Origin of the sequence: Agreia sp. Leaf244 (genome assembly GCF_001422695.1) — a bacterium.
In the GTDB taxonomy this organism is placed as follows: Bacteria; Actinomycetota; Actinomycetes; order Actinomycetales; family Microbacteriaceae; genus Agreia.
The window spans coordinates 143,385-159,218 of the sequence record NZ_LMLX01000004.1 but is presented as its reverse complement, the minus strand read 5'-3'; the positions used below and the strand labels follow the sequence as shown (position 1 = coordinate 159,218).

10 protein-coding genes are annotated in these 15,834 nt (G+C 70.3%); all 10 read right to left on the bottom strand.

What is annotated here, in order from left to right; all coding sequences use genetic code 11:
* Positions 1–74 precede the first annotated feature (74 nt).
* Positions 75–341 carry a WXG100 family type VII secretion target gene (locus tag ASF06_RS12750; protein WP_044441009.1) on the bottom strand — a complete coding sequence of 89 codons (267 nt, stop codon included), beginning with the start codon at positions 339–341 and terminating at the stop codon, positions 75–77.
* A gap of 140 nt (positions 342–481) precedes the next feature.
* Positions 482–4,939, bottom strand: a complete 4,458-nt coding sequence (locus ASF06_RS12745) for an FtsK/SpoIIIE domain-containing protein (RefSeq protein ID WP_055947652.1) — start codon at positions 4,937–4,939, stop codon at positions 482–484.
* Positions 4,940–4,942: 3 nt separating this feature from the next.
* Positions 4,943–5,710 (bottom strand): hypothetical protein, encoded by a 768-nt coding sequence (locus tag ASF06_RS12740; protein WP_055933558.1) that lies wholly within the window; start codon positions 5,708–5,710, stop codon positions 4,943–4,945.
* Positions 5,710–7,362, bottom strand: coding sequence for a serine/threonine-protein kinase (locus ASF06_RS12735; RefSeq protein ID WP_055947649.1), 1,653 nt, complete (start codon positions 7,360–7,362; stop codon positions 5,710–5,712). The genes ASF06_RS12740 and ASF06_RS12735 overlap by 1 nt, the downstream gene beginning before the upstream one ends.
* Positions 7,359–8,879, bottom strand: a complete 1,521-nt coding sequence (locus ASF06_RS12730; RefSeq protein WP_055947646.1) for an FHA domain-containing protein — start codon at positions 8,877–8,879, stop codon at positions 7,359–7,361. Before ASF06_RS12730 ends, ASF06_RS12735 begins: the two co-directional genes overlap by 4 nt.
* Positions 8,876–9,700 carry a PP2C family protein-serine/threonine phosphatase gene (locus tag ASF06_RS12725; protein WP_235497296.1) on the bottom strand — a complete coding sequence of 275 codons (825 nt, stop codon included), beginning with the start codon at positions 9,698–9,700 and terminating at the stop codon, positions 8,876–8,878. Before ASF06_RS12725 ends, ASF06_RS12730 begins: the two co-directional genes overlap by 4 nt.
* A complete protein-coding gene (locus tag ASF06_RS12720; RefSeq protein ID WP_055947642.1) occupies positions 9,697–11,163 on the bottom strand; it encodes an RDD family protein in 1,467 nt (488 codons plus the stop codon). Before ASF06_RS12720 ends, ASF06_RS12725 begins: the two co-directional genes overlap by 4 nt.
* The gene (locus tag ASF06_RS12715) at positions 11,160–13,520 is read right to left on the bottom strand and encodes a transglutaminase family protein (RefSeq protein WP_082500926.1); all 2,361 of its coding nucleotides are present in this window, start codon (positions 13,518–13,520) and stop codon (positions 11,160–11,162) included. Before ASF06_RS12715 ends, ASF06_RS12720 begins: the two co-directional genes overlap by 4 nt.
* A complete protein-coding gene (locus tag ASF06_RS12710; RefSeq protein ID WP_235501002.1) occupies positions 13,520–14,836 on the bottom strand; it encodes a DUF58 domain-containing protein in 1,317 nt (438 codons plus the stop codon). Before ASF06_RS12710 ends, ASF06_RS12715 begins: the two co-directional genes overlap by 1 nt.
* Complete coding sequence (locus ASF06_RS12705) at positions 14,833–15,807, bottom strand: AAA family ATPase (RefSeq protein ID WP_055947639.1); 975 nt, start codon at positions 15,805–15,807, stop codon at positions 14,833–14,835. Before ASF06_RS12705 ends, ASF06_RS12710 begins: the two co-directional genes overlap by 4 nt.
* Positions 15,808–15,834: the final 27 nt, after the last annotated feature.

The window sequence follows — 15,834 nt, the reverse complement described above, 5'->3', positions numbered from 1 at the left end:
CGGGCGGGCGTCGAGTGATCGACGCCCGCCCGATTCCGGAGTATCCGGAGGCCGGATCCTCGAGAAGAGAAGTGCTACGCGTTCGAGGTGCTCTCCTGGTCGGCAGCGTTCTTTGCTGCCTTCTGCGAGGCGTCCTCGAGTGCGGCGATGACCTGCTTGAGGGCGGCGGTGTGCGTTCCGCTCCACTCGCTGCGGAAGTTCTCCGCGTCGGGACCGGTCCACTGCACGCTCTGCAGTGCGCTGGTGAGCGTCGTCAGGATCGTCTGGACCTGCTGCGACTGCTGGTTGAGCTGCTTTCCGAGGCTGCGAACCTGGTCAACGTCAAGACCCCATACGGCCATTGTTTTCTCCTTATTTTCCTGGCGACCCGGCGGTTCCGGTTTCGCTACATCCCGTGAGTCGATCTCACGTGATCAGACTAGGGTGACCCCCGTAGGGGAGTCGATGGGGAGAACTCCCCATGCCCCTGGCGGGGCGGTTCTCAGGCATCCGGCAGCGCCACCTGCACCTTGGTGATGCGGCCCTGCTGCACGAGGAATCCGCGCCCCGGCGGCAGGTCTGCGCGACGGAAGCGGCCGAGCGATGTGCCGAGCAGGGTGTCGCCATCCAGTTCGCCCGGCACCAGCAGCAGGCCCCGCTTGGCGCCCTTGAACGAGCCGGCCAGCGTCCACGCCGCCGACCAGGTGGCCGTCTCGCTCTCGCCCACCACGAACACGTCGTCGCGCAGCGCCCTCTTGATCAGGCGGTCGATGTCGTTCTCCGCCATGGTCCCCGTGAGGTCTCCGATGTTCTCCACGAAGATCGCGAGGGAGTCGGGCCGCAGGGTTCCGGCGTCGAGCTGGCCCTGCAGGTCGTCGGCGAAGGCGGTGACCTGGGCGGGATCCGAGATGGACATCGACCAGAACGGCAGGGGCGTGAGCGACGTCTTGCGGGGCGAGATGTGCACGAGCCGGATGCCGGGCTGCGCCCGACGCAGTGCGGCAGCCATGGTCGCGAGCGCCGTGGAACGGCCGCTCTGACCGGAGCCCGACACCATGAATGCTCCGCGCGGCGCGATGCCGAGCGGGGCCAGGTTGTCGTCGCGCACGGCGATCACCGGCAGCCCGCCGGCCGTGGCGGGGAGGGTCGAGAGCGGAATCGAGTCCGACAGCTTCTTTATGGGCGGGGCCTCCGGGATGCCCTGGCGGCGCATGGCCTCGGCCAGCTTGGCCACCTCTCGCGACTGGATGGCCACGTTGGGGTCGGCGCCGAGCACCGCGATCTGGATCTCGTTTCCGCCCATGAGTCCACGCCCGGGGGGCGAGATCGCCGTGAGCGTGTCCTTCGGCACGCCGACCAGCTGGTAGTCGTCCTCGCTGGCCATGCGCAGCACCAGTCGTCGCTGCACCGTCGATCCGAGCGACGCGGGAACGGAGTTGGGCCGGTCGCCGGAGATCACGATGTGCACGCCCACCTGGCGTCCGTCGCTGGCGATCTGCGCGAAGGTGGTGAACCAGGCGGAGTGGCCGCCGAACTCGTACTGCTCGCGGAACGCGCCGATTCCGTCGACCAGGACGATGATGCGGGGCTCCTGTGGCGCTCCGGCGATGCGTCGATACTCGCCGATGCTGCCGGCGCGAACCGCGGAATACCGGGCCGAGCGGTCGTCGACAGTGTCGCGCAGCATCCGGAGCAGGCGGATCACGCGCTCCTCGTCGTCGCCGTCGATGATCGCGCCCACGTGGGGCAGCTCCTCGAGCATGCTGAGTCCGCTCGATCCGAAGTCGAGGCCGTACACGTGGATCGGACCGCCGCGGGGCGTGATGGCCGCGGCAACGGCGATCGTGCGCAGGGTGGCGCTCTTGCCCGACCCACCGGTTCCGTAGACGGCCATGTTGCCGTCGCGGTCGGGCTCGTAAAACACGGTCGGCTGAATCTGGTTCTCCGGCTCGTCGATCACGCCGAGCAGCAGCCGCTCGTCGGTGCGCGGGTTCGGCAGCAGCGAGAAGTCGTAGACGGCCGCGAGCTCGTCGAGCCACGGCTTGCGCGGGTCGGGGATGTCGGCCCGGCGGGCCGCCGTGCGAATGGATGCGACGAGTCGCGCGATGTCGTTCGGCCCCGGGTCGGCCGCCTCGACGACCTCGACCTCCGGCACCTCCCACTCGGCGCCGGCACCGAAGTTCATCTCGGTGATGTCGATGCGCGGGCGGGGCGGCTCGTTCGTGGTCCACCCACCCGCGTAGCCGGTCTGGAACGAGGCGAGCCGGCCAGGGCCGGTCTTCGCGGCCCCGCGACCGGGGATCGACTGGTCGAAGTAGGCCGCCATGGGCGTTCCGAGAATGTCGGAGGAGTCCTCGGCGTCGGCCATGCGCAGCGCGATGCGCAGGTTGGTGTTGGCGCGCAGATTGTCTTTGATGACACCGGCGGGACGCTGCGTGGCGAGGATGAGGTGCAGGCCGAGCGAACGACCTCTCTGGGCCACGTCGACGACGCCGTCGACGAACTCGGGCACCTCCTGCACGAGGGCGGCGAACTCGTCGACCACGATCAGCAGGCTCGGCGGGGTCTCCGGGTCGCCCGTCTTCTCGAGCGAGACCAGGTCTTTCGCCTTCTTGCGGTTGAGCAGGTGCTCGCGGTAGCGCAGTTCGGCGCGCAGCGAGGTGAGGGCGCGGCGCACGAGGTGCGGCGACAGGTCGGTGACGAGTCCCACGGTGTGCGGCAGCGCCACGCAGTCGGCAAAGGCCGCGCCGCCCTTGTAGTCGATGAAGAGGAAGGTGGCGCGGTCGGGGGAGTGCGCCGCCGCCATGCCCAGCACCCACGACTGCAGGAACTCGCTCTTGCCGGCTCCGGTCGTTCCGCCGACGAGGGCATGCGGGCCTTGGTTGCGGATGTCGAGGTAGAACGGCTCGGTTCCGCTGTGACCCACGAGGGCCCGCAGCGAGCCCTCCTTCTTGCGGCGCACCGGCGGCGAGCCGTCGCGAAGGGCGATCGAGTTGCTCTCGCGCCAGCGCTCGACCACGGCGTCGGGCTGCTCGGCGAGCTCGGGACCCACGAGCGACAGGTACGACACCGAGCGGGGCAGGTCGGACTCGTCGTCGATCGGCGATCCCACGTCGACGACGGGGGCGAGATGCCGCGCGTAGCGGTGCGCCGCCTCGAGCTCGACCGTCTCGCAGACCACCGGGTAGGTGTGCTCGCCCAGCCGGACCTGGCCCACGGTGCCGCCGGCGACATCCGAATCGACGCTCACGAAGCTGCGGCACGCGGCCGGCAGGTGGGCGATGGATGGCGCGGACCACACGATGTGAACGTTAGCGTCGGCGCCGCGCTCGGCGAGGCGGTTGAGACGACCCCGATCGACGGGCACGTCGTCTTCGATGACCACGATCACCGCGGGGGTGATGGGCAGCGGAACGTCCGACTCGTCGTCTTTCTTCGGCCGCAGATCGGGGCTCTCGAGTGCACCGCGAGCGCTGGGGGCTCCGGCCGTGCGCTGGGCGACGAGCTCCTCGAGGCGCGACAGCAGGGCGAGGCCCGATCCGGGGTTGTCGGCGAGGTGATCGCCGGCCAGGGGGCTGTGCGGGGAGCCGGTGTGCGGCATCCATTCGAGCCACTCCCAGCTCTCGCGCGACACGGGCGAGACGAGCGCGCACACCACGAGCTCGGCGGGGGAGTGCAAGGCGGTGAGCTGGGCGAGCACGCCGCGGGTCACGCCGCGGCGCAGCTCGAGGCTGCCGGCCACGCCGAGCGCGCCCGATTCGCGCAGGTCGGCCACGATCGGCACGTTGTCGATGAGCGAGAACTTCTCGGCCACCTCTTCGAGCTGGCCCCAGTACTCGGGGAGGGTGTCATTAGCCTGCGGCAGGGTGACGCTGTCGCGGCTGTGTGCGGTTCCGAGCCCGAGGCGCACGGCAAGGAAGGCGCCGTGCTCGGGCCGGTGGGTCCATAGCAGGTGGCCCAGCCGATGGGCCGACTCGAGGCTGTCGGCCACCGAGGGCGCCTCTCCCAGTCGAACCGCCCGCTGCAGCCGCTGGCGCTCGTGCAGCTTGTCGACGAAGGCCTTGAGTGACAGCGTGAACTGCTTGATCGCATCCTTCATCTGCCGACGCGTCGTGAGCTTGTGATCGATGTACGTTCCGATCATCAGCAGCGGGCTCAGGGCGATGAAGACCACGCTGAGGATGTTGCGGGTGAAGGCGTAGAGGACCACACCCATGATGAGCGGCGCGATCAGGGCGACGATCGGAAAGCGCTGGGGCTGCGGGCGGCCGGGAGGCTCGGGGGCCGGGTACTTGTCTCCGGGGTAGCGCGCGACCACCCGAGGCGAGCGGTTGAACTCGATCACGGGGGTCGAGGGAGCCGCACCGCCGAGACGCTGCAGGGGAACGACGCAGAGGGCCGTGTCTCCCAGAACCACCACGTCGGCCGAGCTCAAGGTGGTGCGGGGAACCTGCTCGCCGCCCATCAGCAGACCGTTCGCGGAGTTCATGTCGGTGATCTCGACGGTCTCGCCCACGGTGATGCGGGCATGCCGTTTGGAGATCAGCGAATCGGTGAGCCGCACATCCACACCGCGCTCACGGCCGATGTAGCTGGTGCCGAACGGCAGCGCGAACTCGGCACCGGCATCCGGGCCCGACAGCACCCGCAGGGTGGCCGCGGGAGCACCCCGGTCGGAGCCGGGCGCGTTGAAGTCGTCGCTGTGCTGGCGTATCTCGATCGTCGAGCCCGAGCGCACGCCCGAGTCGAGCAGGTTGGACTGCGGATCGAGAACCCGTGTCTGGCCGGAGGTCTCGGTGACCTGGAGCGTCAGCCGCGGTGGCGCGAGCTGAACGTCGTTGTCGGGGTCGGCCGTGTACAGTGCCTCGGCCACGTTCGAGACGCTCGTCGTCGCATCCGCCGTGACGGCGACGTTCGTGGAGGTTCCGCCGCCGCGCGAGAGCGTGAGTTTGATGTGCATGGACTAGCGGGCATCCTTCGTGGGGGTCGCGGCGGGTGCCTGGGGAGTGTCGGCGGTGTCGTCGTCGAGCGCGGGAAGGTCTGCGGGGGTCACGAGCCGAGAGAGCACGGCGTACTCCACGAGCCGCGCCCGTCTGTTGGTGGCGAGCGCGCCCACTCCGCCGCGCAGGCCGTCGACGCCCTGGCGGCTGAGCTTGTCGCACACGTTGTCGAGCTTGCGGTTGAAGCGGCTGAGCACCCAGCCCAGGCGCTCGGCGGCCGCGGCCGACGACGGGATCTCGCTCGTGCCCGTTCCCTCGCGCTTGAGCATGGGCTCGGCGAGGGCGAGGATCAGCAGCCACTGCGAGCGGGTGAAGGTGACCGCGCCGACCGTGGTCGTTCCATCGCTGGAGGAGACGGGCTTCGAGTCGACGAACGCCGGGGTCGAGGTGTGCACGACGAACTCGTAGGTCGTCGGGCCGGCAGTGAAGACCACGGAGGTGAGGCCGAACACCACGGGGAGCCGCGCACCCGGGGCGAGCCAGGCCTGCATCGACCCCGTCGCATCCGAGATCGAGGCCGAGAGGCGCGAGCCCACGTTGATGAGCCACCACAGGCCGTCGATGTAGGCGATCTGCAGAAAGCGCCGGTGCAGATACTGGTTGTCGTCGATGTCGAGGTCGGCGTCGCGGCCGATGTCGAAGGGCTTGTTCCTGTCGAGGGTGAACCACTCGCCGCAGTACTCGACGCTGGCGTCGGTCGTGGTCGATTCGGTGGTGCTGACGTCGGTCATCAGGGTGCGCATCCCGTCGCTGGTTCGGAGGCGCGCCCGTCGGTGCGACGGACGCTCACCTCGATACAGGTCTTCTGGCCCTCTGTCGGCACGACCGTCACGGTGGTGTCGGTGGTCGACGAGAGGCTGGTCTCGGTTCCGGGAACGAGGAGTCCCCACTGGTAGACGTCACCCTTCTCCGGCTCGGGGTTCGACCAGGTGAACACGATGCCGCCCTCGCCGGGGGCACCCACGACGTCGGCCGGCGGTGCAACCGTTCCGCCGGGGATGACGTCGATCGGGTCGACCGGATCGTCGGTCTCGACCGCCGCCGGACTGCCGCCGCCCGCGTTGATCGCGAAGATCGTGCCGCCCACGGCGAGCAGCACCACGAGCGAGATCGCGCCGATCAGAATGGGGATCTTCTTGGAGCGGCTCGACGGGTCGGCATCGGCGAACTCGCTCGGCTGGGGCGCGCGATGCTGCGTCTGCTCGATGGCCGGCGAGGTGAGTCCGAAAGCCGTGGGCGTGGATGCCGGGAATCCGGCCACCGGTGGAACCTGGCCGCGGCGCTGCGTCGCCTCGACGGCCTCCGGCGCGAGCCCGTGACTCTGGGAGAAGGCCGGGGGCTGAACACCGACGGGAGCCACGGGAGGAACGGTCGAAGCGGGCGCGGACCCCGGATAGGGGCGACGCGTCGCGGTGCCTGCAACCGGCGCCGTGGGGTCGATGGTGACGATCCCGCGGATGCGGGTGTTGCCGTCGTCCTCTTCCTCTTCGGCCGCAGAGGGCAGAGAGTCGTCGAGCACATCGGCGGGCGTGACCGAGAGGCTCAGCTCGAGCTGCACCTTCTGCAGCGCCCGCGCGAACTCGAGGGCCGAGCCGAAGCGGTCCTCCTCGCGCTTGGCCATCGAGGTGGCCAAGATCTGCTCGAGCGAGTGGGGAACGTCGGCCCTGCCCGTGCGAGACAGCGGCGACTGCTGGATGCGCGTGATCAGGTCGAGGCCGCCGTTGCTTCCGCCCGGAACCTCGAATGGGCTGCGCCCGGCCAGAAGCGTATAGACCGTGGCACCGAGGGCGTAGATGTCTCCGCCCGATCCGCTCGACGAGCTCTGTCCGAACACCTCGGGCGGCGACCAGGGGATCGACATGCCCACGGCCGCGTCGTCTCCGCCGCCCACCATGGTCACCGAGATGCCGAAGTCGGTGAGGGCGGGCCTGTTGTATTCCGTCGTGAGAATATTCGCCGGTTTGATGTCGCGGTGCAGGATGCCGGCCCGGTGCGCGGTCTCGACGGCTCCCGCCACCTGGATTCCGATGCGCAGCGCCTCCGCCACGCTGATCTTCTCGCGGCGATAGCGGGCGGCCAGGTTGGGCCGGGAGCAGTACTCCATCACGAGGTAGGGCCGGCCGTCTTTGGCGATGTCCGCCTGGTAGATCGTGACGATCGACGGGTGCGTCGAAAGCTGAGCCATGAGGTTGGCCTCGGCATCGAAGTTCTCGCGTGCGCCCGGCGTGAGCGCCTCGCTCAGCAGCACCTTGATGGCCACCCTGCGTCGGGGCATCCGCTGCTCGTAGAGGAAGACGTCGGCGAACCCGCCGGAACCGAGCAGTTGTTCGTGTTCGAAGCCGGCGATCTCGGGTGGGGGAGACGGCGGTCGGCGCGCGTTCACGGAAGATCCTCGAAGAGCAGCGTGACGCCGTCGCCGATGTCGACGATGTCGCCGTTCAGCACGAGCACCGCCTCGCCCGGAGACAGACGCAGGGGCGGCGTTGAATCGCGGTGCAGCACCGAGCCGTTGGTGGTGTCGAGGTCGACCACGAGCACGTGCCGGCCCTCGACCCGAACCTCGAGGTGGCTGCGCGAGACGTCCTGTTCCGGGCTCGGCACGGTGACGAGATGCGGAAGGACATCGCCCTGCACGCGCTGCGCCCGCGGCCGGCGGCCCACGATGACGGGGCGGTCGAGCGTGACGACGTCTCCCGTCGCCAGCACGATGCGGCCGGGCCCGCCTGCGGTGGCGGCCTCGTCGGCCGACTCGAGTCGGCGCATCGCCTCGAGCTCGGAGACGGTGACGGTGAGCCCGTCGTGGTCGTTCTCGCTGGCTGCCGCCGTCGGCGACGCCGCAGGAATGGAGGGCTCACTCCAGCTCGGCGCGGCCGCTCCGACGCCGGCGAAGCCGGGAACGCGGTCGATGAGGCCCGTCGGCGGGGGCGCGGTCCACTCCTTCGACGAGACTTTCGGCGCCTCCACCGGCGGGGTGAAGGATGCGGCGGGTGCAGGCGCGGGATCGGGCGCGGGCGCCGCCGTGGCAGGGGCAGGGGCCGCCGCGCTCTCCTCGTCGGCCGGCTCGTCGTCGTCGAGCCGAACCGCGGCCTCTTCGACAGACTTCACCACCGTCGCACCCCAGAGGTGGTCGTAGGCATCGTCGGGCAGCTCCGTGACGGTCGGCCCGAAGTCGTCGGCCTCGATGGGCTCGACGTCGTCGACGGTGTCGTCGGGGTCGTCGACGACGGCCTCCGGCTCGGGCTCGGGCTCGGGTACGGGCTCAGGTTCGGGCGCAGCAGCGGGTGCCGCATCCGGAACGATCGTCTCGGCAGGCAGCGCTGGCTCGGCCACAGGTTCGACCACAGTCTCGACTACGGGCACCGATGGCGCGGGCGTCTGTGTTGCAGGTGCCTGAGGCGCCGCCGCCGCATCCACGGCCACGACCGGAACGGCCGACGCCGCTGCCCCGGCCTGCCCGGCCATGCGGAACGACACCGCGCGGCACAGCACGATGCCGCTGCGGATCGCGAACCAGTCGGACGAGTCGGCGCCGTCGCTGCTCACCACGAAGCCCTCTGCGGCGGCCACGACGCGCTCGTTCCACGTGGTGACCTCGTCGCCCGCCACGGTCACGGGCTCGGATGCGCCGGGCTCCGACACGTCGATGCGGAACGCCCCGCGCACGGCCAGGCGCAGCTCCGAGCCCGATGCGACGGCGACGGCGAACGGCGGGATCGCCTTGAGGTTCGTGCCGAACTCGGCAGTGAGGGCCTCGAGAACGCCACTCAGCCCGTGTCCGTCGTCGAGGGTTCGCCAGATGCGTTCGAGCAGCTCGCCGTCGAGGGTGGTGGGGAACAGCGCGACGGCGCCGGGCGCGACGACACCGCGCCACTGGCCGGGTTGGTAGTTGAGGCGGGTCATCGCACGGCTCCTTCGGTCGGCACGGATCCGCGGGGGATGGTGTCGTCGGGCAGGGCCGCATTCGACCCCGCTGCGGGCAGTGAGGCATCGACCACGACCGCCGTGAGGTTGTCGTGGCCTCCCCGAGCCATGCCCTCGCGCACGAGCCGGTCGGCCGCCACCTGAGGATCCTTCTCACTCGAGAGTATTCGGGCGATCGACTCCGTGTCGATCTCGCCGGAGATGCCGTCGGAGCACATGAACATGCGATCGCCGGGTTCGACGGGCACGAGCCAGAAGTCGGGACGGTAGTCGCCGCCGGCCCCGAGCGCTCGGGTGATCACGTTGCGGGCGGGATGCACGGCCGCTTCGGCGGCGTCGATGCCGCCGCCGTCGAGCAGTTCCTGAACAACCGAATGGTCGATGCTGATCTGCTCGAGCACGCCCGAGTTGAGGCGGTAGGTGCGCGAGTCGCCCAGGTTGAAGATGAGCCACACGGCCGCGCCCTCGCTGTCGACGATCGCCACCCCCGACACGGTGGTTCCGGCGCGCCGTCGCCCACTGGTGCTGAGCTCGGCGATCGACCGGTAGGCGCGGTCGAAGGCGGCGCGCACCTCGGTGGGGTCGACCGTCGACCGGCCGGTGAGCCCGTCGAACGACTCGACCACGATGGCGCTCGCGCGCTCGCCCGCCTCGTGCCCGCCCATGCCGTCGGCTACGAGAAAAACGGGCGACGACGCCAGGTAGGCGTCTTCGTTGGTGGCGCGCTTCAGCCCGCGATGCGTGGCGGCGCCGGAGCGGAGCACGATCGTCGACGCGCCGATCGTCGGCGGCGGGCTCACGGGGCCACCGTGAGGGTGAAGACGCGCGTTCCGATGCGCACCCGGTCGCCGCTGCGCAGGGTCATGCGCTGCCCTGGCGTGATCGGGGATTCGACACCGTCGGCCCGAACAATGGCCGAGCCGTTGGTCGAGCGCCGGTCGGTCACCCAGATGCTCCCGGCCTGCACCTCGAATTCGAGGTGGGTCTTCGAGATCGACCGGGTGTCGCCTGCGACCTGCACGAGCATGTCGTCGGCGGCGCCGTAGGGCGACACGGGATCGCGGCCGAGCACACCATGACCCGCGATCACGTAGCTCTCGCCCGTGTCGAACAGCAGCGTCACGGTTCCGGCGGGCAGCGCCTGCGCGGGCACGGAGTTGCTGAGCTTGGTCCCGTCGAGGTCCTCTCCGCCGAATGGCGGCAGCGGATCGAAGCTCGGAATCGCCTCGATCGGTCCGGAGGGCACGGGTGGCGCGACCGGCGGCGCGGGGGCGATGGGTGCGGCGGGCGCCGCCGGTGCCGCGGGCGCTCCGGATGCCGACGGGAACGGATACGACGGAACGTCGGGGTTCACGGGTACGGGAGGAGCCGGCGGCGCGGGGGCGACCGGAGGAGCCGGCGGCGCAGCCGCCGCAACGCTCGGCGGCGCGTACGAATACGCATCCGGAGCCTGTGACAGCGACTGCACCACAGGAGCCTGCGCCGCGGGCGCAGCGGGCACAACCGCCGCCGCCACGGGTGCCGCCGCCTTCGGCCGCCGCGTCTTCTCGACAGCGGGCACATCGTCGACGATCTCGCCGGCGTTCTTCGCCAACGGGTTCGGGCCCCGCGTCACGTCGATGACCCACGTGCCCGAAAGGCGGTCGTGCCAGCCGCGAAGGCGCTTCGACGGGTCCCACAGCGGAGACAGGTACACGAGCAGCGGGCCGATGCCGATCACGATGTTCGAGGCTCCGACAATCACGCCGCGCAGCAGCATGCGACCCAGCCCCGGGCGGATGAGCGTCTCGACCTTCACGATGCGCAGGCCCATGATGCGCTTGCCGAGCGAGAAGCCGGTGAACGCCTGCAGCACCAGCATGGCCAGCGGATAGAGGCCGCTCGCGAGACTGATCAGGGTAGAAGGCAGGCCGGCCAGTTCGAAGGTGCTGCCGGGAGCCACCGAGGCGGCCGCGATCCAGATGATGGGCAGCGCGATGATCGTCGTGAGCACGCCCCCGAACGCGCCGTCGATGAGAAACGCCAGCACGCGCCGGCCGTAGTTCGCGGGCACGATCGTCGAGAGCAGGATGGGCGCGTTCACGGGCGTCGGCTGCCACGCGGCCTGCACCGGAACCTCCGGGCCCCCCAGCGCCGCTGCCTGGCTGCGAGTCGAGGTCGGCGTTCCGCACGCGAGGCAGAACTGCGAGCTGCGCGGAACGGGAGATCCGCAGCGCACACACGGCATCGTCTGGGCGGGGCCCTGCTGCACGGGGTTCGTCACGACCGTGCCCTCCTTCGTCTGCGTCGACTCTCCAGGCGCCTGCCGATGTAGGCGCGCAAGGACACCCTCGCGCGCAGGCGTGTCCACCATCCGCGCGAATCGTGCATTCCCCTGACGATATCGTTCACCTCGGCCCAGAAGGCGTCAACCTCCTGCTGCGAGGGCTCGCCCGGGCCGAACACGCCGTTGTCCGCGCGCACGGCCACCTCGGCGACCGGCAGGGCGGGCCAGGCCTCGGCGAGCACCGCGGCATCGGCCCGGCGGGTCACGCCGCGACCGCCCACCGGTGTGCCCAGGTCGTCGGCGCGGTCGACGATCTCGTCCCAGCCGCCGCTCAGGCGATCGGCGGGGCGCTCCGCGTTCTGGCGGTCCTTGCGGCGGCGCGCCTTCAACGCGCCGATCACCACGACGGGCGTCAGCAGCACGATCAGCAGGGCCAGCAGACTGCCGGATGCGATCAGCACGGTCGTGAGGATCGCATTCGAGTCGGGTTCGTCGTCTTGTTCGGTGTCGTCGGTGCGGATGTCCGGCGGAAGGTCGGCCGGCTCCTGCGGCGGGGGCGGCGGCTGCAGAACCTGGGCCTTCGGGTCGGACTTCGGCTTCGGAGCCTCCTCCTGGGGAACCTGGTCCTCCGGGGGAGTGGGATCGAAGGCCACCCAGCCCGCGTCGTCGAAGGCGACCTCGACCCACGCGTGAAGCTGATCGCCCGTGATCTGCTGGTCGGCGTCGGCCCCGGCGTACTCGTCGGGGTAGAAGCCCATCACCACGCGGGCGGGCATTCCCGCCGATCGCGCCATGAGGGCCATGGCAACCGCGTACTGCTCGTCGTCGCCGATCATCTGGTCTGCACCGAGGAGGGTCGCGATGCGCTCGGCGCCGTGGCCGGCGCGCGACGTGGCCTCGCCCTCGAGCCCGTGGCTGAAGAAGCCCTCCTGGCTCAGCGACGTGGCGATGTTGCGCACCTGGGTGAGCGGCCGCTCCGCGTCGCCGATGTACGTGGTGGCGAGGGGAGCGACGTCTTCGGGAACACCCGAGGCCTTCGGCATGGTCAACGACTGCAGCGAGTGGCTCTCGAGCTGCTCTTCGGTGAGCACCTTCGGGATCACGACGTCCATCGTGTAGCTGTCGCCCTTGGCCAACGGAGTGGTGGTGATCGCGACACCCGTGGTGCGGTTGTAGTGCAGGCTGCCCGAGAGCTCGTCGGCACGGTCGCCGGTGAAGCGGAACTTCTCGAGGTAGCCCGCGTCGGGAATCCACACGCCCGTGAGGTCGCCGATGGTCACATCGAGCGTGGCCTTGTCGCCCGTCACATCATTGGGGATGTCGCCGCTCACCCGCGTGAACGTGCCCGAGCCGGCCGTACCGTCGCCCGCGACGTTGTAGACCACGCCGTCGTAGGCATCCAGCGTCGCGAGACGGATGCGCGCGCCGTCGGGCAGGCCCTTCACGGTGAAGAGCACGTCCTCCTTCTCGTCGCGCACGTACTTGCGGAAGCCGACGAGGGGGCTCGCGTAGTCGTGCAGGTCGAGCGGAGGCACGATCGCGTCTCGCAGCACCTCGCGGGCGCTGACCGGGGCGAGCAGTCCGCCTGTGGCGAGGCCGACTCCCAGGGCGACGACGAGCAGCCCGGCGCCGAGCGCCAGCCGCGTGCGGGCGAGGCCCGCATCCGGAGCCTGCGCACCCGACGCGCTGTCGAGGGTGGTCGCGGCGATGCGGCGGGCGCGATCTTGGCTGCGGCGCCAGGCCCACCAGGCGAGGGCGATGCCGGCGAAGACGAGTCCCTGCACGATCGGCGCGGCCGCGTCGCGCGTGCCGAAGGCGATGGCCACCACGAACAGCACGCCGGCGGGCAGCAGCGCCCAGGCGGCGCGGCGCAGGCGAAGGGCGAAGCTGAAGGCCAGAACGGATGCGACGAGCGTGGCGAGGTAGGGAACGATCAGCACCGAGGCGAAGGCTCCCACGGGAGTCTCCAGCGTAAGCACGTCCTTCCACGAGAAGACCACGCCGAGAACCAGCGCGCGGATCGTCTCGAGGCTCGGAATGACGCCGAAAAGAGTGGTCGTGGGCACCGCGAGCGGGCCGCCGAACACCATGTAGACCATCAGGGTCGCGGCCGCCAGAACCAGGATGTTGGCGCGCAGTCGGGCGCCGAGCAGAGCGATTGCGAGACCCAGCAGCAGGGCGCCGAAGCCGGCGACGAGATAGCCGGTTCCGCCGAACGCGGGGCCGAAGCCCACGATGGCCACCGAGAGCAGGGCGACGACGGCCGCGCAGTCGAGCGCTGTGTCGGCGACGGATCGTCGTCCGAGCTGCTGCGCTGAGCGTCCGCTGCGGCGGGTGGGTGCGGGTGCGGTCATCAGTTGTTCACCCGCCTGAGGGCTGCGGGCAGCTGGCCGATGTCGCCGATGGTGAGCAGGGTCATGTCGCCGATCTGTCGACGCATGGGCTCCGCCCCCGGCTGGCAGCTGACGCCCACGACGCGCACGCCGAGGGGCAGGTGCACCGAGGCGGCCTGCAGCTGGGTGGGGGTGACCGGGCCACCGAACAGCAGAACCGCCACCGAGGCATCCGGAACCGTCTGGCCCGCCACCTTCGACAGCTGCACGATGGTCTCGCGCTTCTCCTCTTCTTCAATGGCCGAGAGATCGTCGAGCAGGCGTCGGCCGGTCTCGGAGTGCAGGGTGGCGCCCTGCACCATCACGGTCACGTCGCGCTCCTCCATAAGCGCCTGGATGCCGAGGGAGCCGCAGGCGGAGACGGCCAGCTCGAACTCGTCGTCGCTCGCGTAGTCGGCGGTGTTCGTCGAGAGGGCGAGCGCGAGGTGCGAGCGGCGGGTCTCCTCGAACTGGCGCACCATGAGGGTGCCGGTGCGGGCCGTGGTCTTCCAGTGGATGTAGCGGCGGTCGTCGCCCGGAACGTATTCGCGCAGCGCGTGGAACGACACGTCGTTGTTCGAGAGGTCGCGGCTGGCGAGGCCCTCGAGGTCTTTGATGAAGCCCGAAGCGGATCCCTCGAGGCGCACCGTGCGCGGGTGCACGTAGAGGTCGACGGCGTCGGTCCAGCGCAGTTCGCGGCGCATCAGGCCCAGGGGGTCGCCCCGCACGGAGCGCACGGGGCCCACGGTGATGACCTGGCGGCGGGTGGTCGGGATGCCGAAGAGGTCGTCGTGCTCCTGGCCGGGGGCCAGGCGGGGGAGAGGGAAGCCGGCGAGCGAGGCGCCGACGGGAAGCTCGATCCGTGCAGGCAGGAGGGTGCGCGCGGATGTATTCGACACGGTGATGCGTCCCACTGCACGCTCTCCGACCACGACCCGCTCGCTGGCGAGGTCGAGGCGCACGGCGTAGGCGGAGCGCCCGACCGCGAAGCCGATCGCGATGACTTCGGCCGCGAGGCCGACGCAGGCGATCACGAGGAACTCGCGCCATCCGAATTCGAGCCCCACGAACAGGAAGACGAGGGAGAAGGCGAGAACCGCCCAGCCGAAGCCCGACACGGTCGAGAGCACGGGGGAGACGACGCGCCATACGGCACGCACGCCGCCGAGCAGAGCGGGCCATCCGGTGCCCGAGACCCAGCGTGCGGGCGCGCTCGTGCGCGCCGCGCCCGATGCGCTCGCCAGCCGGGGGCCGATCGTCGCCATCGGGGAGGCCTTCTTCTCCCCCGTCACGGTCATGCTGCGGGTTGCCTCGCCTGCGGTGCCGCCACGTCGCTGAGCACGCGCGCGAGAACCTTCTCGGCGGTCGTTCCCTGGAACTCGGCCTCGGGGTCGAGAACGAATCGGTGAGTCCAGACGGGGCCTGCCAGGTCGCGGATGTCGTCGGGCAGCACGAAGTGCCGGCCCTGGGCCGCGGCCCACACCTTGGCAGCGCGGATCAGGGCCATCGCGCCGCGCACCGAGACGCCGACGCGGCTCTCGGGGGCGTTGCGCGTCTCTTCGGCGAGCTGGGCCGTGTAGCGCAGGATGGCGCTGTCGACGTGGACGGTCGACGCGAGGTCGGCCATGTCGGCGACCGCCGACGTGGTGATCACGGCGTTGAGCGCCGACGACGGGTTTCGGTTCGCCGAGCCCGCGAGGATCTGCTCAGCACTGGCCAGGTCGGGGTAGCCGATCGACGTCTTGATGAGGAAGCGGTCGAGCTGGGCCTCAGGGAGTTTGTAGGTTCCCGCCTGCTCGATGGGGTTCTGGGTCGCGATCACGAGGAACGGGCGGCCGACCTCGTGCACCTGGCCGTCGACGGTCACCCGCGACTCCTCCATGACCTCGAGCAGCGCCGACTGCGTCTTCGGGCTGGCGCGGTTGATCTCGTCGGCCAGCACGATGCTCGCGAAGACCGGTCCGCGGTGGAACTCGAAGGCGCCCGTCTTCTGGTCGTAGATGGTGACACCCGTGACGTCGGAGGGCAGCAGGTCGGGCGTGAACTGGATGCGCTGGTGCGATCCCTGCACGGTGGCCGCGATCGCCTTGGCGAGGCTGGTCTTGCCGGTGCCGGGCGCGTCCTCGAGCAGCACGTGGCCCTCGGCGATCATCGCCATGATCGAGAGCCTGATCACGTGCGACTTGCCGAGCACGGCCACGCCCACATTCGCGACGAGGCGATCGAAAGTACCGGCGAACCAGGTCGCCTGCTCCGGTGTCATTGTCAACGTGGTGTCTCTCTCATAGGGGCTTCA

Bases quoted from the DNA above. Each gene is read 5' to 3' on its own strand.
- ASF06_RS12745 (WP_055947652.1), bottom strand. From the start codon at position 4,939: ATGCACATCAAACTCACGCTCTCGCGCGGCGGCGGAACCTCCACGAAC.
- ASF06_RS12730 (WP_055947646.1), bottom strand. From the start codon at position 8,879: ATGACCCGCCTCAACTACCAACCCGGCCAGTGGCGCGGTGTCGTCGCG.
- ASF06_RS12740 (WP_055933558.1), bottom strand. From the start codon at position 5,710: ATGACCGACGTCAGCACCACCGAATCGACCACGACCGACGCCAGCGTC.
- ASF06_RS12710 (WP_235501002.1), bottom strand. From the start codon at position 14,836: ATGACCGTGACGGGGGAGAAGAAGGCCTCCCCGATGGCGACGATCGGC.
- ASF06_RS12750 (WP_044441009.1), bottom strand. From the start codon at position 341: ATGGCCGTATGGGGTCTTGACGTTGACCAGGTTCGCAGCCTCGGAAAG.
- ASF06_RS12715 (WP_082500926.1), bottom strand. From the start codon at position 13,520: ATGACCGCACCCGCACCCACCCGCCGCAGCGGACGCTCAGCGCAGCAG.